The sequence below is a fragment of the Streptomyces mexicanus genome, assembly GCF_902506575.1.
Taxonomy (GTDB): Bacteria; Actinomycetota; Actinomycetes; order Streptomycetales; family Streptomycetaceae; genus Streptomyces; species Streptomyces mexicanus.
Window position 1 is genome coordinate 4,098,134 of record NZ_LR732544.1, and the last position, 17,747, is coordinate 4,115,880.

The 17,747-nt window shown below is 68.6% G+C and carries 20 protein-coding genes and 2 pseudogenes; 17 read left to right on the forward strand and 5 right to left on the reverse strand.

What is annotated here, in order from left to right:
* The first annotated feature begins 376 nt into the window (after positions 1-376).
* The 6 genes and pseudogenes from dcd (at position 377) to GV126_RS36555 (ending at position 3,185) form a co-directional block, all read left to right on the forward strand.
* Positions 377-952, forward strand: coding sequence for a dCTP deaminase (gene dcd / locus GV126_RS18320; protein ID WP_028421128.1), 576 nt, complete (start codon positions 377-379; stop codon positions 950-952).
* Positions 953-966: 14 nt separating this feature from the next.
* Complete coding sequence (locus GV126_RS18325; RefSeq protein ID WP_159667999.1) at positions 967-1,476, forward strand: phosphoribosyltransferase; 510 nt, start codon at positions 967-969, stop codon at positions 1,474-1,476.
* A 173-nt stretch (positions 1,477-1,649) separates the two neighbouring features.
* On the forward strand, positions 1,650-1,880 hold the full coding sequence (locus tag GV126_RS37475; protein ID WP_159668002.1) for a colicin E3/pyocin S6 family cytotoxin: 231 nt from the start codon (positions 1,650-1,652) through the stop codon (positions 1,878-1,880).
* Entirely contained in the window at positions 1,873-2,196 is a 324-nt protein-coding gene (locus tag GV126_RS18335; RefSeq protein ID WP_159668005.1) for a hypothetical protein, read from the forward strand. The genes GV126_RS37475 and GV126_RS18335 overlap by 8 nt, the downstream gene beginning before the upstream one ends.
* A gap of 128 nt (positions 2,197-2,324) precedes the next feature.
* Positions 2,325-2,600 (forward strand): annotated as a pseudogene (locus GV126_RS37480) (ImmA/IrrE family metallo-endopeptidase); the annotation flags it as partial.
* A gap of 15 nt (positions 2,601-2,615) precedes the next feature.
* Positions 2,616-3,185, forward strand: a complete 570-nt coding sequence (locus GV126_RS36555) for a hypothetical protein (RefSeq protein ID WP_236570043.1) — start codon at positions 2,616-2,618, stop codon at positions 3,183-3,185.
* A 469-nt stretch (positions 3,186-3,654) separates the two neighbouring features.
* Here the strand turns inward: GV126_RS36555 and GV126_RS18345 are convergent, their stop codons facing one another.
* Both GV126_RS18345 and GV126_RS18350 read right to left on the reverse strand, forming a co-directional pair.
* The gene (locus tag GV126_RS18345; RefSeq protein WP_159668012.1) at positions 3,655-4,218 is read right to left on the reverse strand and encodes a GNAT family N-acetyltransferase; all 564 of its coding nucleotides are present in this window, start codon (positions 4,216-4,218) and stop codon (positions 3,655-3,657) included.
* Positions 4,215-4,988: a GntR family transcriptional regulator gene (locus GV126_RS18350; RefSeq protein WP_159668015.1), complete on the reverse strand. Its 774-nt coding sequence runs from the start codon at positions 4,986-4,988 to the stop codon at positions 4,215-4,217. Before GV126_RS18350 ends, GV126_RS18345 begins: the two co-directional genes overlap by 4 nt.
* A 157-nt stretch (positions 4,989-5,145) precedes the next feature.
* On the opposite strand from GV126_RS18350, the gene GV126_RS18355 reads away from it, so the two are divergent.
* The 9 genes and pseudogenes from GV126_RS18355 (at position 5,146) to repSA (ending at position 10,259) form a co-directional block, all read left to right on the forward strand.
* On the forward strand, positions 5,146-5,475 hold the full coding sequence (locus GV126_RS18355; protein ID WP_159668018.1) for an SCO3933 family regulatory protein: 330 nt from the start codon (positions 5,146-5,148) through the stop codon (positions 5,473-5,475).
* A gap of 2 nt (positions 5,476-5,477) precedes the next feature.
* Entirely contained in the window at positions 5,478-6,818 is a 1,341-nt protein-coding gene (locus GV126_RS18360; protein ID WP_159668021.1) for an FtsK/SpoIIIE domain-containing protein, read from the forward strand.
* A 12-nt stretch (positions 6,819-6,830) separates the two neighbouring features.
* A complete protein-coding gene (locus GV126_RS18365; protein ID WP_159668024.1) occupies positions 6,831-7,517 on the forward strand; it encodes a DUF2637 domain-containing protein in 687 nt (228 codons plus the stop codon).
* Between the two features lie 20 nt (positions 7,518-7,537).
* Positions 7,538-7,723, forward strand: a complete 186-nt coding sequence (locus GV126_RS18370) for a mobile element transfer protein (RefSeq protein ID WP_159668027.1) — start codon at positions 7,538-7,540, stop codon at positions 7,721-7,723.
* A 218-nt stretch (positions 7,724-7,941) separates the two neighbouring features.
* Positions 7,942-8,181 (forward strand): annotated as a pseudogene (locus GV126_RS18375) (SpdD protein); the annotation flags it as partial.
* 92 nt (positions 8,182-8,273) lie between these two features.
* Positions 8,274-8,456 carry a hypothetical protein gene (locus GV126_RS18380; RefSeq protein ID WP_159668030.1) on the forward strand — a complete coding sequence of 61 codons (183 nt, stop codon included), beginning with the start codon at positions 8,274-8,276 and terminating at the stop codon, positions 8,454-8,456.
* Between the two features lie 5 nt (positions 8,457-8,461).
* Entirely contained in the window at positions 8,462-8,632 is a 171-nt protein-coding gene (locus GV126_RS35830; RefSeq protein WP_185947353.1) for a hypothetical protein, read from the forward strand.
* Positions 8,629-8,871 carry a hypothetical protein gene (locus tag GV126_RS18385; RefSeq protein WP_159668033.1) on the forward strand — a complete coding sequence of 81 codons (243 nt, stop codon included), beginning with the start codon at positions 8,629-8,631 and terminating at the stop codon, positions 8,869-8,871. Before GV126_RS35830 ends, GV126_RS18385 begins: the two co-directional genes overlap by 4 nt.
* Complete coding sequence (gene repSA, locus GV126_RS18390; RefSeq protein WP_159668036.1) at positions 8,868-10,259, forward strand: replication initiator protein RepSA; 1,392 nt, start codon at positions 8,868-8,870, stop codon at positions 10,257-10,259. The genes GV126_RS18385 and repSA overlap by 4 nt, the downstream gene beginning before the upstream one ends.
* 143 nt (positions 10,260-10,402) lie before the next feature.
* Here repSA and GV126_RS18395 read toward each other — a convergent pair whose 3' ends face one another.
* Both GV126_RS18395 and GV126_RS18400 read right to left on the reverse strand, forming a co-directional pair.
* Positions 10,403-11,836 (reverse strand): recombinase family protein, encoded by a 1,434-nt coding sequence (locus GV126_RS18395; RefSeq protein ID WP_159668039.1) that lies wholly within the window; start codon positions 11,834-11,836, stop codon positions 10,403-10,405.
* 203 nt (positions 11,837-12,039) lie between these two features.
* The gene (locus GV126_RS18400; protein WP_159668041.1) at positions 12,040-13,098 is read right to left on the reverse strand and encodes a Yip1 family protein; all 1,059 of its coding nucleotides are present in this window, start codon (positions 13,096-13,098) and stop codon (positions 12,040-12,042) included.
* 195 nt (positions 13,099-13,293) lie between these two features.
* Between GV126_RS18400 and GV126_RS18405 the strand changes: the two genes are divergently transcribed.
* Positions 13,294-13,626: an antibiotic biosynthesis monooxygenase family protein gene (locus tag GV126_RS18405; RefSeq protein ID WP_159668044.1), complete on the forward strand. Its 333-nt coding sequence runs from the start codon at positions 13,294-13,296 to the stop codon at positions 13,624-13,626.
* 148 nt (positions 13,627-13,774) lie between these two features.
* On the opposite strand, the gene GV126_RS18410 is transcribed toward GV126_RS18405, so the two are convergent.
* Positions 13,775-16,057 carry a (Fe-S)-binding protein gene (locus GV126_RS18410; protein WP_159668047.1) on the reverse strand — a complete coding sequence of 761 codons (2,283 nt, stop codon included), beginning with the start codon at positions 16,055-16,057 and terminating at the stop codon, positions 13,775-13,777.
* Between the two features lie 288 nt (positions 16,058-16,345).
* Between GV126_RS18410 and GV126_RS18415 the strand changes: the two genes are divergently transcribed.
* Positions 16,346-17,747 (forward strand): MraY family glycosyltransferase (locus tag GV126_RS18415; RefSeq protein WP_438947852.1); only part of this gene is annotated, 1,402 nt, incomplete at its 3' end.

Genomic DNA, 17,747 nt, shown 5'->3' on the forward strand with positions numbered 1-17,747 from the left:
GTGAAGGTGTGGGGCGGGGGCTCGGCGGGGCCGGAGTGCCGCCTGGAGCGTCGTCTCTTTGATCCCGTACTGTGTGCTTTTGTCGTCAGGCGGCAGATGGCCAGACGCGGTTCTGGGGAAGGGACTTAGGGCTTGATGGAGCGCACCGTCGTCCGTTGTGCCGAGGGGCACGTGTTCAGCACCGCTTCGTTCCCGATGCAGCAGGCCGAGCGGCTCGGCCCGGGGCGGCTCGTGAGGTGCCCCCGGTGTGCCCGGCTCCGCAGTGCGGTGCCGGTGAGCGTGGGGAAGCGGTAACAGCAGGTAGCTGCGGCGTTGCCCAGGCGCGTGGGGTCGTCCTGATTGTGGGGGCTCCGCGCGCCTTGCGTATCCTCGGGGCGTGCTTCTCTCAGACAAGGACATCCGGGCCGAGATCGACTCCGGGCGGGTGCGGATCGATCCCTTCGACGAATCCATGGTGCAGCCGTCGAGCATCGACGTGCGCCTGGATCGCTATTTCCGGGTGTTCGAGAACCACCGCTACCCGCACATCGACCCCTCGGTCGAGCAGCCGGACCTGACCCGGCTCGTCGAACCGCAGGGCGATGAGCCGTTCATCCTGCACCCCGGGGAGTTCGTGCTCGCCTCGACCTACGAGGTCATCACGCTCCCCGACGACCTCGCCTCGCGGCTGGAGGGCAAGAGTTCGCTGGGGCGGCTGGGTCTGGTCACCCACTCCACCGCCGGGTTCATCGACCCCGGGTTCTCCGGGCACGTGACCCTGGAGCTGTCGAACCTCGCCACCCTGCCGATCAAGCTCTGGCCCGGTATGAAGATCGGGCAGCTGTGTCTGTTCCGGCTCAGCTCGCCGGCCGAGGCCCCGTACGGCAGTGAGCGCTACGGCTCCCGTTACCAGGGGCAGCGCGGGCCCACCGCCTCGCGGTCCTACCTGAACTTTCACCGGACCAAGGTGTGAGGGGCACCACAGACATGAGTGACGTACGAGAGAACCTCAGCTACGAGCAGTTCGGCACCGCCGTTCGCGAGCTGGCCCAGACGATCGCCGACGACGGCTACGAGCCCGACATCGTGCTCAGCATCGCGCGCGGCGGTGTCTTCGTGGCCGGTGGGCTCGCCTACGCCCTGGACTGCAAGAACATCCACCTGGTGAACGTCGAGTTCTACACCGGTGTGGGGACCACCCTCGAGATGCCCGTCATGCTCGCGCCGGTGCCCAACGCCATCGACTTCTCCGACAAGAAGGTGCTGATCACCGACGACGTCGCCGACACCGGCAAGACGCTGAAGCTGGTCCGCGACTTCTGCCTCGACACCGTCGCCGAGGTGCGCAGCGCCGTGATCTACGAGAAGTCCCACTCCCTGGTGAAGTGCGAGTACGTCTGGAAGCGCACCGACGACTGGATCAACTTCCCGTGGAGTGTGTTGCCTCCGGTACATAAGTCGGGCGAAGCGCCCAAGGAGAACAAGGAAGCGCTCTGACCTGGACGTTCGTCAGGCTTAGCTCCTTACGACGTTGCGACCGCTCCTGACGCTTCCCTAGCCGCTTGGGGCACGTGCCGTCATCGCTGCCTGTGAAACCGCGTTGCGACAGGATCTGTGAACTTGTCCGTTCGCCGACCATGTTGGCAAGCAGCGAGCTAGCCTGGGCGGCGATGCCTTGGGTACCCTTGCCGCAAGCATCGTTCTTGCGGTCACTAAGATCAGACTTCAAAGGTGAGAAGCGCTGGTACTCCCACGACGGGAAGCGCATATATACGTGGGACGGTGAGCATGGGGGTGAAGTCGAAGTGTTCGATAAGCAAGGGCGACACCTCGGCGTCGCCGACCCCATCACTGCACAACTCATCAAGCCGCCAGTAAGGGGACGGAGGATCGATGTCTAGCGGGACGTTCCTGCAAGACGCGCTGTCGGGACGTGCGGGCGTATCCGACATCGATGCCTACGTCGACGCCTGGCATGACAGTGACAGCGACCTGTCGTTGCATGAGTATCTCGGTCTCACATGGGACGAGTATCGCCTTTGGGTTGAAAAGCCAGAGTCTCTTCGCTACATCGTAGCTGCTCATCGTCATGGAGTACCGGTCAGCGAGGAACTGCAGAGCAGTGTAAGTGAGAGGTTTGCTCTTGCTGCACGTGCAGATTCCTCGAACGAGGCTGAAAGCGTCCTTTCTTGGTTGCAGCAAACCGGGCGGCTGTAGCAGAGGCAGCCCAACGGGCGAAACATCTGGTAGAAAAGCTCGACCTCGTTCCCCCTGTCAACATAGCGCAGCTCATTTGTGAGCGTGCAGATGTTGAATATGTCGAGTGGGCCCATAATTGTGACGCAGTGACGTCGCTAAGTCATGACCCGCCACGGGTGTTTGTGCGCAAGGGCACGCAGCCGCTTCGAGAGCGATTCACCCTTGCCCATGAGTTAGGGCACATAGAACTCGCTTGGCACGTGGGTACCGTCGACTGTGCTACGGACTCTGTCAGGGAAGATGAGGGGGCAGCCTTCCCGCGAAACGCCGCTTGGGCTCAGGAGCAAGAGGCGAATGAGTTTGCGTCAAGGTTGCTCGTTCCTGATAGGTGGATATCGCCCGTCGTGCAGGGAAGGACGCATTTCACACGGGATGAAATGCGAGAAGTTCTTTCCCGGCTGGCGGAGGCGAACGTATCAGCTTTGGCCGGAATTATTGCGCTTCGTCGACACCTGTTGCCGGGTCACGCCTTTTTCGTTGGTGATCGTTTTGCCGTGAGCGATGGCACGCCCTGGCCTGGGTATCCGCCCCTAACGACCAAAGAAATCTCTGATTACCTTGCCGGCGCCTACAAAGTTCGCGAGTTCGAACATCAGGGGCGCACGGTTAGGTGGGCTTTAATGTTGCCAATGGTCGATTCTCTCGCTCAGATCAATGACGGCGTCTCCGATGACAGAAAGGCGCACGAAGTCCTGACTGATTGCTGTTCGGACGTGTTCGGCCAGGACGCTCCTGCCCGCATGCATTCGATCAATGGGCTCGTTGGTGCCGTTACGCGCAAAAAGGAACTTGGTTGGCAGTCTGACAGCATCGTCGCGGCTGTACATGCACGTATTGGCGCCAGAAGCGACTTGCGTGCGATATTGGACCATCCGGATTTCCTTCTCTATCTACGCAAAAGGGCCGACGGGATAGTTGCGCGCCGCGAAAAAGAGGGTGGCTCATAGCGCATACGGGACCACCTAGCCCAGCTCGCCACTCACCCCAGCTTCCATCCCGTCCGCCGTCGACCCACACACCGTGGAGCAGGCGCGGTGCCTGGCGTCCAGGTGGAGCGCGCCACTGTACGAACGACCTGGACGCCAGGTGCCGTGTCTGCTCGGCTCTGCCTGGGTCGACGGCGGACGGGATGGGAGCTCCCCGCGCACGCCATCTACGGACCCGCAGTCGGCGGCGGCGCCCCCTCCATCCCGGTGCCGGCCGATCCCCCGCCGGAGGCATTGTCTTGACCGCGGGCCGCTCTATGCGGTGATCGACTCATGGCCTCCGGCCCTATCCACATGTGGGCGCGCGTCGGCGCAGCGCGCGCGGAGCGGGCCGAAGGCAGGAGCGCAGCGCGGAGCGGAGCCGGGAAGCGCGCCCGGCGGAGCGGAGCGCAGCCGGGTGCCTTGATGAGGTAGAGAAACCTGTAACAACTCAGGCCCGCAGGGGTTCGGGGCTAGGCGTCTCATCGGCAAAACCATGATCGGCCAGCCGCGCGGGGCGCTGGGCAAGCCACCCTGAGACTCGCGGCCCACCGTTGACGGCAGTGCCTTCGAGGACGGTCCTCACGTGCTGGAAGCCTTGGTCAAGGTAGTACCGCTGAAGTCGCGCATTCGTCGTCCAGGCGTCGAGCCGTAGCCACGTCGCCGCCGCTCGATACGCCCGGTCGCCTGCCCAGTCCAACAGCCTGCCGCCAAGGTTCTGCCCCGCGTAGTCGCGGGAAACGGTCAACTTGTTGATGAACATCGAGGGCTCGGCAAGCTCCTCGTCCGTCCACAACCCCTCCTCCGCCTCCGGAGTAAGAGTGATGGTGCCGGCGGTCCTCTCCCCGTCCCTCAGCATGAAGACGGTCCCGCTGTCGATCGTTGCCAAGAGACGGTCTGCGGGATATGGCCGACTCCACTGGTCGCTTCCCAACTTGCTGATCCACGACGCCGCCTCTACACGGAAGGCAAGCAACTGTTCGAGGTCAGCGGGGGTGGCGGTGGTGATTCTCACTTGGCTTCGTTCTCATTCCGGGCGGACAAGTCGCCGATCTCGTAGTTCATGCGGTTCAGGTCGCCTCGGAAGGTTGTGACTGTGCAGCGAACGGGGCGTTCGGTGGTGTAGCCGGTTCGTGTCCAGAGCAGAACGGGCACCCCAGGGCCGATCTCCAACAGTCGCGCCTCTTCGGGGGTCGGCATCCGAGTAGCGATCTCGTCGGCGTACCCCACCTGTTCGATGCCGAGGCCGGCGAGGTAGCGAGTGGTCCCCTCGTCAATGTCACCGGGCTCGGCGAGTCGTGGTGCCTCCTGGACCAGCCAATCCGGGTAGTGCGTCGCCTGTGTCGACCACGGCACGTCATCGACGAACCGATGGCAGAACCGGAGGACGGACCGTGACCCCGGCTCCACCTTCAAGCGCTGCGCGATGTACTCGGGGGTGGTCGTCACCTCGACCCGGAACGTCTGGTGTGGGCGTCGGCCGGCGTTCACCACGTCGGTGGAGTAGGCGTCGCCGTTCTGCGGGAAGTCCAGGTTCTCGAAGCGAGAGGCGTTCAGCTCGAACACCTCGTGCTTTCGTACCTCGTAGCCCAGTCCCTGGCTCGACGTGATGAGCCCCTGGCTGACCAGCAGACTCAGGCCCGACCGGACAGTGTTCCGCGAAGCATCGAAGCGGGCCGCCAACTCCGCCTCCGAAGGGAGCCGGGAACCTGGCCCGTAGGTGCCGTTGTCGATCTCGCGACGCAGCGCGTCGGCCACCTGTTGATACTTCGGCTGCTTGCTCATGCCCCCATCATGACGCACTCGCTCAACTTGTTGGTACAGGTACGCGCAAAGTGCTTGACGTCTCACTGCGAGTGCTGCAATCTCTAGACACCAGCTTGTACCAACAAGCTGAGCAAGAGGTCCAAGGGGCCTAACTCTGACCTGTCTGGGAGACGCAATGCCGTCGTTCAAGATCGACCTTTCGACCGCTGTCGTGTTCGTGGCGACTCCGCCGGTGCCGAAGATGGCGAATGCCAAGACGGGTGAGCGTGCGTTGGACCGGGAGACCGGCGCCGGTCTCTCGACGGTGGGCCTGCTGGTCTCGGACGAGGGAGAGGGCAACCTCTACCAGGTCACCATCCCGGAGACGGGCTACCCGGAAGGTCTGATGCCGGGCATGCCGGTCAAGGTCGTCGGCCTGAAGGCGCGGGACTGGGAGAACGAGTTCAACGGCCAGAAGCGGCACGGCATCTCGTTCCGCGCGGTCGCGATCACCCCGGCGGCCTGACCATGACGGATCTGTCCATGGTGCTGGAGGCCACGGGAGCCCTCGCGGGGGCCGGCGGTCTGGGCTATGCGAAGGTCCGCGCGCCGCGCGTGTACTGGTCGCTGGTCGGACTGCCGGTCACCTGGGGCCGGTTCACCCTCTCCTACCGCTCCACGATGGACGTGTGCGGGCTGACCGTGCAGCCTTCCCGGCTGCGGGCGTTCGTCGCTCGGAGCCTGGCGCGGCGTGAGGTGCTGCCGGTCCCGCCGAAGGTCCGCCGGGTGCGGGGCACGTCGACGGGACTGCGTGTGACGCTGCGGCTTCCCGCCGGCCTGGAACCGGCCGACCTGGTGGCCGCCTCCGAGCGGCTGCGGCACGCCTGGGGTGTCCACTCGGTGACCGTCGCCGAGACCAAGCCGGGGTACGTCGAGCTGCGCATGACCGGCTATGACGTGCTCCGCCGGGTCCGGCTCCCTCGTGGCGCGCGTCCTGAGGGTCTGGCTGTGCCGGTGGCGCTGCGGGAGGACGGGACCGCGTTCGTCCGGGACTACCGCAAGGTGCCCATGGCGCTCACGCTCGGTGCGAACAACTCGGGCAAGTCCGTTTATCAGCGCAACCTGATCAAGGGACTGGCTGAGCTGCCGGTGGCGCTGATCGGGATCGACTGCAAGCGCGGGGTGGAGCAGTCGGCGTATGCGCCGCGGCTGTCGGCCCTGGCCACCACTCCGGACGATGCCGCCTCGCTGCTGGATGTGCTGGTCTCGGAGATGGAAGACCGGTTCGACCTGCTGAGCCTGCACGGCGTCTCGGACGTGTGGGAGCTGCCCCAGGCATTACGGCCGGTGCCCATCGTCGTCCTGGTGGACGAGGTGGCGGAACTGTTCCTGATCTCCTCCAAGAAGGATGAGGAACGCCGCGAGCGGATCGTGACCGCGTTGATCCGGCTGGCGCAGATGGCTCGCGCGGTCGGTATCCATCTGGAGATCTGCGGGCAGCGGTTCGGCTCCGAGTTGGGCAAGGGCGCGACCATGCTCCGCGCGCAGCTCACCGGCCGTGTGGTGCACCGGGTCAATGACAAGCAGACCGCGGAAATGGGTCTCGCGGACGTGGCCCCGGATGCCGTCATCGCGGCCGGTCTGATCCCTGCGGAGCGTCCCGGCACGGCAGTGGCCGCGGACTCCTCGGGGGGCTGGGCGAAGATCCGCACCCCGCACACCTCGCGGGATGAGGTGGTGGCGGTGTGCCGGCGGTTCGCGCACCTGGTCCCCGACCTTCCCGCCCTCGACCCCTACCGGCCGCACGTGCCCACCGACGCCCCGGAGCCGGGTCCGTCGCTGGTCAAGCCCCTGCCGGTCACTGAGTAGGGAGGGATCGTCGTGAGCCGTTCGATCCGCCCGGATGCCGTCCTGGTGCAAGCCGTGATCGCCGGTGCGCTGTCCTTCGCGCACCTGCACGACTTGGCTGCGGCGGCGGGGCAGTCGGGATGGAAGGCGTGGGCGTATCCGGTGTCGGTCGACTTGCTGTTGGTCGCTGCCTGGCGTCGGCTCCGCGCCGGCCGGGACCGGTCGTCCTGGACGTGGTTTGCCATCGCGCTTGCCGCGTCGCTCGGCGCCAACGTCGCCACCGCGGGCCTGCTCGACCTCGGTCACGTCCCGGCTTGGCTGCGCATCCTCGTCGCCGGCTGGCCCGCCCTGGCCTTCCTCGGCGGAACCCTCCTCGTCCACGCCCCCGCTACGACCACCCCGGACCCGGAACCGGACCTGGAGCAGGGCGAGGAACCGGCGGCGCCGGAAGTCGAGATGCACCGCACCGACACCCCCGACCCGGCCCCGGCACCCGCCCCGGCTGCGGCGCCGGAACTGACCCCGGCACCACCCAAGCCGTCGGCCCCGGCCTCGGCCAGCCCGGCTGTTCCGCCGGCCCTGCTCGACCACGCCCGCTCGATCGCCGACGCACATCGCAACTCGACGGGTGAGCCGATCACGGCCGAGGCGCTGACGGCCCGGCTCGGGCTGCCCGCTCCGACCTGCCAAGCGATCGCCGCGCAGCTCCAACTCGCCTGACCTGGAAGGGAGGTGAACCTGTGCGCCCGAACCGCTTCTACAACGTGATCCGCATCGGCCCGGTCAAGGTCGGCACCTACAACAACGGCCGCGGCCAGACCCGGCACACCGCCGCCTGCACCGCCCCCGGCTGCGGCTTCTCCACCGACCACCGCGACCGATCCGCGGCCGAACTCTCGGCCCGCACCCACCGCTGCACCACCTGACAGGAGGGAAGATCCCGTGTTTACCCCGAAGTACCCGCCCCCGGACAAAATAGGAAGCGGTGGACGAGGAGAAGTGGTGGAATCGGCGTGGGTAGTGAGGAAAGGACTGGCGTAGATAGGAGGGAAAGGTTGGTTGTGGTTGAGGAGAGGGGGGGGCCACGGGAACAGAGCCGGCGGGGGTCGTCGGCAGCGTCAGATTTGTATAAGGGACAGCCCACACCCCGGCCCCCGCCGCCCCCGCCTCGGTCCCGGTGGCGCCGGCTGCGGTGTCGAACCGGCCGACGGTTCAGCTCACCCCGGGCAGCGTGCTCGCGCTCGTGGCCGGCGGCGGCGCTGTCGTCCTCGTCGTCGGCACGGTCCTGGTCTCGATGCTCCTGGCCGTCGCCATCACCGGCGTCTCGGTCGCCGTGGTCGCCGTCGTCCTGCGGCTGCTCATCAAGGACCTGCACAAGCACTGAACGGCCCCGGGGCGGCTCTCTCGCCAAAGATCCGCCGCCCCGGCGCCTGGACCCCATTCCAGATCCAACGGACCCGAAAGGGAGACCCCATCATGCCCCAGCACACCCCGAGCCCGCGCGTCTGCCGCGACTGCGACGGCTTCGCCACCGCCGTGATCACCACCGGCACCCGCCGCCCGGACGGCACCCGCGCCACCCTCACCGTCACCTGCCCCACCTGCAAGGGCACCGGCCACACCACCCCCACCGCCGACCTCGTCCGCGCGGGGAGGTGACCGCCGTGGCGCTCCTCGACTGGCGCTCGTCGGACCACTTCGACCCCACCGGCGACAAGCCGTGCGTGATCTGCACCAAGCCCACCCCGCTGCGCTCCGACCGCGGCAAGCCCGTCCACAAGGTCTGCGCGGAGGAGTGGATCGACGCCCACACCCCGAAGGAGGACAAGAAGTGAAGTCCCTCACCGCCTCGGCGCACCTGGAGCCGGACAGCACCAGCCGCGTGAGCGTCTTCGACGCGACGGGCGATGACGAACCCTTCGTGACCCTCCGCATCGGCGGCAAGCTGGTCGACGTCGCGCTCATCGCCCAACCGGGCACCGCGGACGCTCTGCGCGCCCTCGCTCGCGCCGCCGAAGAAGCCGCCTCGGCCCTCGACCAGATCCCCGACACCACCACGGACGGTGACGCGTGACCGACGCCGCCCCCAGGGCGGGCCTGGCCCCGGCCCCCCTCGCCGACGTGCTGAGGCTGGCCGGGTCCGACGGCTTCGACCGCATCCAAGACCAGATCCGCCGTACCGGCGGCTGCTCCGACCCGATCCGCCTCCGGGGCTCCACCGTCACCCGCGACCGGGCCACCGGGCACGTCCTGCACTCCTACTCGACCGACACCGAACCTGGCGGCATCTTGCGGGTGGCGTGCGGCAACCGGCGGGCCTCCCGCTGCCCCGCCTGCGCCTGGACCTACGCCGGCGACACCTACCACCTCATCCGCGCCGGCCTCGTCGGCGACCCCGCCAAGGGCACCCCCGACCCCATCCGCGCCCACCCCCGCGTGTTCGCCACGCTCACCGCGCCGTCGTTCGGCCCGGTCCACAACCGGCCCGGCAACCGGCCCTGCCGCTGCGGCACCCGCCACCCAGAGGACGCTCCCGAGCTGGGCACCCCGCTCGACCCCGACGCCTATGACTACGCGGGCGCGGTGCTGTGGAACAACCACGCCTCCGAGCTGTGGCGCTACTTCACGATCTACCTGCGCCGAGAGATCGCCAAGCGGGCCGGCCTCACCCAGAAGGCCGCCCGTGAGCAATCGCGGGTCTCCTTCGGCAAGGTCGCCGAGTACCAAAAGCGCGGAGCCGTCCACTTCCACGCCGTGATCCGCTTCGACGGACCCGAAGGCCCCGACACACCGCCGCCGGCCTGGGCCACGCTCGACCTGCTCACCGACGCCATCCGCGCCGCCGCTGCCCGCGTCGCCGTCGACGTGCCCCCTGCCGGTGACCAGCCGGCCCGCACCCTCACCTGGGGCACCCAGCTCGACGTGCGGCCGATCCGCGCCTTCGGCGACGGCCAGGAGATCACCGAACAGGCCGTCGCCTCCTACGTCGCCAAGTACGCCACCAAAGCCGCCGAGACCACCGGCACCGTGGATCGCCGGATCGGCAACAAGGAAGCGCTGGCCCTGCTCGGCGTGCCCGACCACCCGGCCCGGCTCATCGCCGCATGCCTGGACCTGCACCCGCTCTACCCGGACCGCAAACTGCGCGACTGGGCACACATGCTCGGCTTCCGCGGCCACTTCTCCACCAAATCCCGCCGCTACTCCACCACCCTCGGCGCCCTCCGCCAGACCCGCGCCGACTACCGCGCCGCCCAGCAACGCCAAACCCTCGGCCTACCCGACCCCGACGACGAGACGGAGGCAACCACCCTCACCCTCGCCCACTGGTTCTACGCCGGCCACGGCCACACCCCCGGCGAATCCTGGCTCGCCGCCACCATCCGCCGGGACCTCGAACTCAACCGCCAAACCGCCCGCGAAGAACTGTCAGGAGGTGCGCTCGATGAGCACGACTGTTAAGCAGACCAAGTCTCGTAGGGACTCGGCAACGTCCGAGATCATGACGACTGAGGAGTGGATACGGCTGCACCTCCGCCGGGCTCCTGAGCGAGACGAGGAATGGGTACGTCGGGCGCTCGTCCTGCAGGGGCGGGCTTGAGGCGTCACCGCCAAACCGGCTCGATCAGGCTGGGGTCGAACTTCCGCCGTCCGCGGCCGGCAGGATGGATGATCACCGCTGACAGGCTGTGCAAGACGATCTCTTGTTGGCGTTCGATCGGCAGAGCGAAGAACTCGTCAACCGTCAGGTTGGCCGTGTCTCCCTTGGCTTCCGCCTGTCTCCGTTCCTTGTAGAAGCGGGCACGCTCCAACTTCAGTTCGTCGCGCATGCGTTCCTTGGCCGGCAAGAGCTGTAGAAGTGTGGCCACAGTGATCTGCTTCGAGCGTTCGGCCTCGACCAGCTGGGCAATGTCCGTGTTGATCTGCTCCAGTTCGACTTCCCGCGCCCAGCGTTGTTCGCTAGGAACAGCCGTGACCATCGCTTGTGAGCGCTGTTCCTCAAGCACGAGTTGAGCTATCAGCCGGTCAACGGGATCACCGGCGCGGGCGACTTTGCCGCAACCTCCATTCACCACGGAGCACTGATATCTGAACCTCGTGGCCTTGGTACCTGGCTCCCAACGCTGGTTGATCTGACCTCGGATCTTCGCCTTGCACAGGCCACAACGAGCGATCCCTGACAGCAGGTACTTACGGGCGAGCGACCTGCCGGGGTGCTTCCTCTTCCGCTCGGCGACCGCTGCGCACACCGCTTCCCACTCTTCGAGCGTGTTGATCGGCTCCCACTCGCCCATGACCGGTTGGCCGTCGTCGCCGTAAAGGATCTCGCCGTGATAGGTGCGGTAACCGACCAACCGGGGGTTGGTCAGGATGTGCTCGACCTGGTGGTGAGCCATCCGCTTGGTGCCCTCGCGGGGGTTGCCCAAGCCTTGTTCCTGCCACCTGGTGCGAATGGTGCCGATGCGGACGCCGGCCAGGATCTCGCGCTGTGCCTCGCGGATCGCCTTGGCGGCCTCGGGGTCGACCTTTGTGCGGTCGTCCTTCCGCCATCCGTACGGCGCTGGCCCCCCGCTGTCCTTGCCCTGCTGGGCCAATTCCAAGTGTTTGCGCTTGATGCGGCGCGAGGCGTCGTGTGAGGACTTGTTGGCAAACGCGACCATGATGCGCGCCATCGTCCGGCCGTCCGGTGTCCCGAGGTTGATGTCATTCGTGACGGTGGCGAACTCCAGCCGTGGGCGCTCGTCGTAGATCTCGATGAGGCGTTCGAGGTCGCGTGGTTGTCGAGCCAGACGGTCAAGGTCGTAGGCCACGATGCCGTCGATCAGGCCGGCGCGGAGGTCCTTCAACATCAGCTCGAACTCTTCGCGCACGACGTTGCGCTTGAACGCGGATACGTCGTTGTCCTCGTAGACCTTCACGGCCTGCCACGACCGTAGATCCGCCAGGCGCTCGCAGTCCCGTTGCTGACGTGCGACACCGAGAGCTTCGCCCTCGTCGTCCCGTGAGATACGGGTGTAGATCCCCACCCTGCGCGCCACGGTCGGCCTCCCCTGCCGTCTGAACGGCAGTCAGGTTACTACTGTCATTTGGTCAAGTCAGCCTGGAGCGTTCTGCCGCCGGTCGTGCAGCGCAGCGGGCAGGTGCTCGACGCCTGAGGCGCGCAACGGCAGGCAGGCCGTGAGGAGAAGCACGTGAAAGGGGCCCGGCTCGTGCCGGGCCCCTTTTGCTGTGGCGGGGACCGCTAGAAGGTGCCCAGCTTCACGATCGACAGCAGCGCGATCAGCTGGATCGCCGAGGCCCCGAGCGCCTTGGGCCAGGGCAGGTCGTGGGAGCGGCTGACCATGAGGGTGAGCAGGGCGCCGCCCGCGATCCACGTGGCCCAGCCCAGCAGCTGGACGAAGCCCGCGTCGCCGCCGAAGAACATCGCGACCAGCAGCCGTGGCGCGTCCGTCAGGGACATGATCAGCATGGACAGGCCGACCGTGGGCTGCCAGGCCCCGTCGCCGCCCAGCTGGCGGGCCAGGGTGTGGGTGACCACGCCCAGGATGAACGCGCTGATCACCATGGCCACGGCCGTGATCACGACGATCGGGATCGCGTTGGAGAGGGTGGCGTGGATCGCGTCCTGCCGGGCCCCGTCGAAACCGAAGACGGCGAGCAGGCCGTAGAGGGACGTCACGATCAGGGCGGGGCCCCACATCGTGTAGTCGCGCATCTGCAGGAACGTCTGGTTCGGGGACAGGACGATCCCCTTCAGCAGGTCCTTCCAGTGCAGGCGCGGACCGATCGGGCCGGCCGGGGCGGAACCCGCGCGGTAGGTCTCGCCCTGCGAGTAGGGGTCCTCGCCGATCGCGAAGGCCTGGGTGTGACCCGGGTTGTCGGCCGCGTACGGGTCGTGGGCGGGTCCGCCGGCCGCGCCGGACTGGGCGCCGTCGCCGAAGTACTCCGGCTCGCCCTGGTCGCCGTAGCCGCCGCCGTAGGCACCGTAGCCGCCGTTCGGCTGGGGAGCCGGCTGCGGGGTTCCGGGCCACTGGGGCGCGCCGGGGGCGCCCGGCCCGCCGCCTCCGTACTGCGGTTGCTGCTGCGGGTAGGGCTGCGGCGCCGGTGGATGGCCGTACGACGGCGCCTGGGGCGCCTGCTGTCCGTACGGGGGTTGTTGGGGGCGCGCTTGCGGGGCGCGGGCGTCCCGGCCGCCGCGTCCGATCCTGAATCCAGCCACGTCGTCGAACGTACCCGGTCCCGCACGGTGGCGTGCCGGGGCCCGGGGGCAGTACGCGGCTTTGCGGCCGAGCTGTGACATCCCCTAGGGGGAGCACCCGAGGGCTCTCCTCCCTGGCGCCCAAGGGCTCTCCTCCCTGAGGACGGGGCCGCGATGTCCACCTGCCGGGATGGAGCTGTCGGTCGCGGTGGAGCGCGCTGCGGGTGGGCGAGGTGGCCGAGGCCGTACGGGGGTGTCCGCACTCCGCCTGCGGGGTCCGCGGGGCAGGATGGGCTCATGAGCGTAGTGAAGATCAACGTACTGACCGTGCCGCCGGAGCAGCGGGAGACGCTGGAGAAGCGGTTCGCCTCGCGGGCGCACGCCGTGGAGAACTCCGACGGGTTCGAGTGGTTCGAGCTGCTGCGGCCCGTCGAGGGCACCGACACCTACCTCGTCTACACCCGGTGGCGGGACGAGGAGTCGTTCCAGGCCTGGATGGAGGGGCCGATGAAGGCCGCCCACCACGGCACCGCCGGGGGCGAGGGCGGGGAGCGGGCCAGGCCCGCGGCCACCGGCTCCACCCTGTGGTCCTTCGAGGTGGTCCAGCAGGCGGCCCCCAAGGGCGCGTGAGGGCGCCCGGGAGCGTGTAGCCCCGCGAGCGCGCGGAGGGTGCTGAAGGCGCCTGAAGGCGCTCGGCGGCGAGCCGGTGTGCACACGGCGGCGCCCCCTGTCCCGCACGGACAGGGGGCGCCGGCACGTCCGGTCGGGGCCGGCCCGGTTACTTCACCGGCTCGGGCTCCGGAGCGTTCTCGCTCTCCGCCTCGCCCGCCGGGTCCACCGGGGTCTTGACGGAGTCCAGCAGGAGCTGGGCGACGTCCACGACCTGGACGGATTCCTTCGCCTTGCCCTCGTTCTTCTTGCCGTTGACCGAGTCGGTCAGCATGACCAGGCAGAACGGGCAGGCGGTGGAGACGATGTCCGGGTTGAGGGAGAGGGCCTCGTCGACGCGCTCGTTGTTGATGCGCTTGCCGATGCGCTCCTCCATCCACATCCGGGCGCCGCCGGCGCCACAGCAGAAGCCGCGCTCCTTGTGGCGGTGCATCTCCTCGTTCCGCAGGCCCGGGACCTTGCCGATGATCTCGCGCGGGGGCGTGTAGATCTTGTTGTGGCGGCCCAGGTAGCAGGGGTCGTGGTAGGTGATGATGCCCTCGACCGGGGTGACCGGGATCAGCTTGCCCTCGTCGACGAGGTGCTGGAGCAGCTGGGTGTGGTGGATGACCTCGTAGTCGCCGCCGAGCTGCGGGTACTCGTTGCCGAGCGTGTTGAGGCAGTGCGGGCAGGTGGCGACGATCTTCTTCGCCGACTTCGGCTTCTTCGACTCCGGCGTGACCTTGCCCTCGTCGTCCAGCTCCTCGCCGAACGCCGTGTTCAGGGCCATGACGTTCTCCATGCCCAGCTCCTGGAACAACGGCTCGTTGCCCAGGCGGCGGGCGGAGTCGCCCGTGCACTTCTCGTCGCCGCCCATGATCGCGAACTTCACGCCCGCGATGTGCAGCAGCTCCGCGAAGGCCTTGGTGGTCTTCTTGGCGCGGTCCTCCAGGGCGCCGGCGCAGCCGACCCAGTACAGGTACTCGACCTCGGAGAGGTCCTCGATGTCCTTGCCGACGACCGGGACCTCGAAGTCGACCTCCTTGGTCCACTCCAGGCGCTGCTTCTTGGCCAGGCCCCAGGGGTTGCCCTTCTTCTCCAGGTTCTTGAGCATCGTGCCCGCCTCGGAGGGGAACGCGGACTCGATCATCACCTGGTAGCGGCGCATGTCGACGATGTGGTCGACGTGCTCGATGTCCACCGGGCACTGCTCCACGCAGGCGCCGCAGGTGGTGCAGGACCACAGCACGTCCGGGTCGATGACGCCGTTCTCCTCGGCGGTGCCGATCAGCGGGCGCTCGGCCTCGGCCAGTGCCGCGGCAGGCACCGAAGCGAGCTGCTCCTCGGACGCCTTCTCCTCGCCCTCCATCGTCTTGCCGCCGCCCGCGAGCAGGTAGGGGGCCTTGGCGTGGGCGTGGTCCCGCAGGGACATGATCAGCAGCTTCGGGGAGAGCGGCTTGCCGGTGTTCCACGCGGGGCACTGCGACTGGCAGCGGCCGCACTCGGTGCAGGTGGAGAAGTCCAGCAGGCCCTTCCAGGAGAAGTGCTCGACCTGGGAGACACCGAAGACGTCGTCCTCGCCGGGGTCGGTGAAGTCGATCGACTTGCCGCCGGAGGTCATCGGCTGCAGCGCGCCCAGGGCCGTGGAGCCGTCGGCGTTGCGCTTGAACCAGATGTTCGGGAACGCCAGGAAGCGGTGCCAGGCCACACCCATGTCGGTCTTCAGCGCGACCGTGATCATCCAGATGAAGGAGGTCGCGATCTTCAGGCCGGCGAAGAAGTAGGTGAGGTTCTGCAGCGTGGCGACGCTCATGCCCTTCAGCCACGCCACCACCGGGTACGAGATGAAGAACGACGCCTCGTAGCCGTCCACGTGGTGCTGGGCGCCCTCCAGGGCGTGCAGCATGAAGATGCAGACGCCGACGATGAGGATGACGGCCTCGACGAAGTACGCCTGGCCGAAGTTGGAGCCGGCGAAGCGGGACTTGCGGCCCGGGTCGCGCGGGTGGCTCAGCTGGCGGATGGCGATCAGGACGAGGATGCCGAGCGTCGTCATCGTGCCGAGGAACTCGACGAAGACGTTGTACGGCGCCCAGTCGCCGATGACCGGCAGGATCCAGTCGGCCTTGAACAGCTGGCCGATGGCGTTGACGATCGTCAGCAGCAGGGAGAAGAAGCCCACGGCCACGAACCAGTGCGCCACACCGACGACGCCCCAGCGGTTCATCCGGGTGTGGCCGAGGAACTCCCTGACCACGGTGAGGGTGCGCTGGGCGGGATCGTCGGTCCGCGTCCCGGCGGGCACGGGCTGGCCGAGGCGCATATAGCGGTAGATCTGCAGGAGGGCGCGGCCGAACAGTGCCACGCCGACCACGATCAGGACCAGCGACACGATGATCGCGGCGAGTTGCATTGGGGCTCCTGTGAGGCGGCCTCGAAATTACTAAGCGGTAACTTATGCAGTCCGTCTGAGACTACCCCTATCCTCCGTCGCAATGCAGCCGAGTGCGGGGTGATCTGGGTCGCTGAGGGAAGCCTGAGCGGACGCGCGCGGCGCCTCGCCCGGCCTGCCCGGCCTGCGCGGATGGCGTCCGCGCCGCACTCCGTCCCGCGCCCGCGCCCCGCGCCTGTTTTCCTTCTCTTCCTGTTCCGATCGTGTTATTCGCACCCAATAGCCCGATATGCACCTAATTTAAGAACCGTGCTCTACGGGATCGCCACCGCCATCACCGCCCTGCTCCTGGCCGCCGTGCTCTCGGCGCTGCTCCGGGTGCCGGCGCTGCGTCTCGGACTGGTCCACCGGCGGCGGGCGCGGCCGGTGCCGCTGCTCGGCGGCGTGGCCGTGGTCGCCAGCACCTGCCTGGTCGCGGCCGCGGGCGGCTGGACGGGGGCCGCGCCGCTCGGGGACGGCGCGGCCCGGCTGCTGGCTGCGGGCGCCGGGGTCGGCGCCCTCGGGCTGGTCGCGGACGTATGGCGGCTGAAGACGCAGTTCCTGCTGCTCGGTGCGGCCGTCGCCGCCGCGTTCGTCGTGCCCTACGACGAGACCGGGGTGCCCGCCGGGATCGCCGCCGTGCTCTGGATCGCCTGCGTGGCCGCCGCCTTCCGGGGCCTGGACCACGCCGACGGGCTGGCGGGCACGGTCGGGGTGCTCACCGCGTTCGGCGCGGGCGCGTGCGCGGCGGCGGAGATGATGGACGACCTCGCGGTGCTGCTGAGCGTGCTGGCCGCCGCGCTGACCGGCTTCCTCATGCACAACTGGCAGCCCGCCCGGATCGCCTTCGGCGCCTGCGGGTCCCTGTTCACCGGCTTCGTGCTGGCCGCCTCGGCCGTGCTGGTCCGTACGGGGTACGGCCTCGGCTCCACCGGCGCGGTGCTCTTCCCGCTCACCGCCGTCGTGACCGCCGACGCGATCCTGGTCGTGCTCTCGCGGCGGCTGGCCGGGCGCCCGGTGGTGCGCCACGGCCCCGACCACCTGGCGCACCGGCTGCGCCGGCTGGGGCTCACCACACCGGGCGCCGTGGTGCTGGTCGGCGCCACCACGTTCGCCACGGTCCTGGTCGGCGTCCTGGAGCACGTCGGCTGGCTGGCGCCGTCGCGCGCGCTGTGGGTGGCGGGCGCGCTGCTCCCGGCCGTGCTCGGCCTGTTGTGCGTGCGGGTGTACGTCCCGCGCCGCCCCGGCGGCCCGCACGCCACCGGGACCCGGACGTCCTCCCTCGACCTGCACACCACGCGGACGGCCCACGCCTACGGCACCCGCACGACGCGCGCGGAGGCCCACCGGGCGGCCACGGGGCGCCTGGGGGCACCGCGCCGCCCGGACAGCGGGCGCCTCCCGGCCGCGGACGATACGGGCGCGCGCGGCCTGCGCGCCCGGGGCACGGGCGTACGCCGCCTGTTCGCCTCGGCCCTGCGCGCTCCACGGCACCGGAGCGGAGCGCGCGAGAGGGTGGCACGCTCCCGTGAGGCGGCGCGCATCCCGTCGTACGGTGCGCCGTACGACCTGCGCGCCCCGGGGGCGCCCCGGGTGGCCAAGGCGGCCCCCCCCCCCCCCCCCCCCCCCCCCCCCCCCCCCCCCCCCCCCCCCCCCCCGCCGCCCCGCCCCC

Coding starts and splice junctions, on each gene's coding strand:
- GV126_RS18360 (WP_159668021.1), top strand. CDS start 5,478: ATGACGGATCTGTCCATGGTGCTGGAGGCCACGGGAGCCCTCGCGGGG.
- GV126_RS18410 (WP_159668047.1), bottom strand. CDS start 16,057: ATGCAACTCGCCGCGATCATCGTGTCGCTGGTCCTGATCGTGGTCGGC.
- GV126_RS18380 (WP_159668030.1), top strand. CDS start 8,274: ATGCCCCAGCACACCCCGAGCCCGCGCGTCTGCCGCGACTGCGACGGC.
- GV126_RS18400 (WP_159668041.1), bottom strand. CDS start 13,098: ATGTCACAGCTCGGCCGCAAAGCCGCGTACTGCCCCCGGGCCCCGGCA.
- GV126_RS18335 (WP_159668005.1), top strand. CDS start 1,873: ATGTCTAGCGGGACGTTCCTGCAAGACGCGCTGTCGGGACGTGCGGGC.
- GV126_RS18325 (WP_159667999.1), top strand. CDS start 967: ATGAGTGACGTACGAGAGAACCTCAGCTACGAGCAGTTCGGCACCGCC.
- GV126_RS18405 (WP_159668044.1), top strand. CDS start 13,294: ATGAGCGTAGTGAAGATCAACGTACTGACCGTGCCGCCGGAGCAGCGG.
- GV126_RS37475 (WP_159668002.1), top strand. CDS start 1,650: ATGCCTTGGGTACCCTTGCCGCAAGCATCGTTCTTGCGGTCACTAAGA.
- GV126_RS18355 (WP_159668018.1), top strand. CDS start 5,146: ATGCCGTCGTTCAAGATCGACCTTTCGACCGCTGTCGTGTTCGTGGCG.
- GV126_RS18350 (WP_159668015.1), bottom strand. CDS start 4,988: ATGAGCAAGCAGCCGAAGTATCAACAGGTGGCCGACGCGCTGCGTCGC.
- GV126_RS36555 (WP_236570043.1), top strand. CDS start 2,616: ATGCGAGAAGTTCTTTCCCGGCTGGCGGAGGCGAACGTATCAGCTTTG.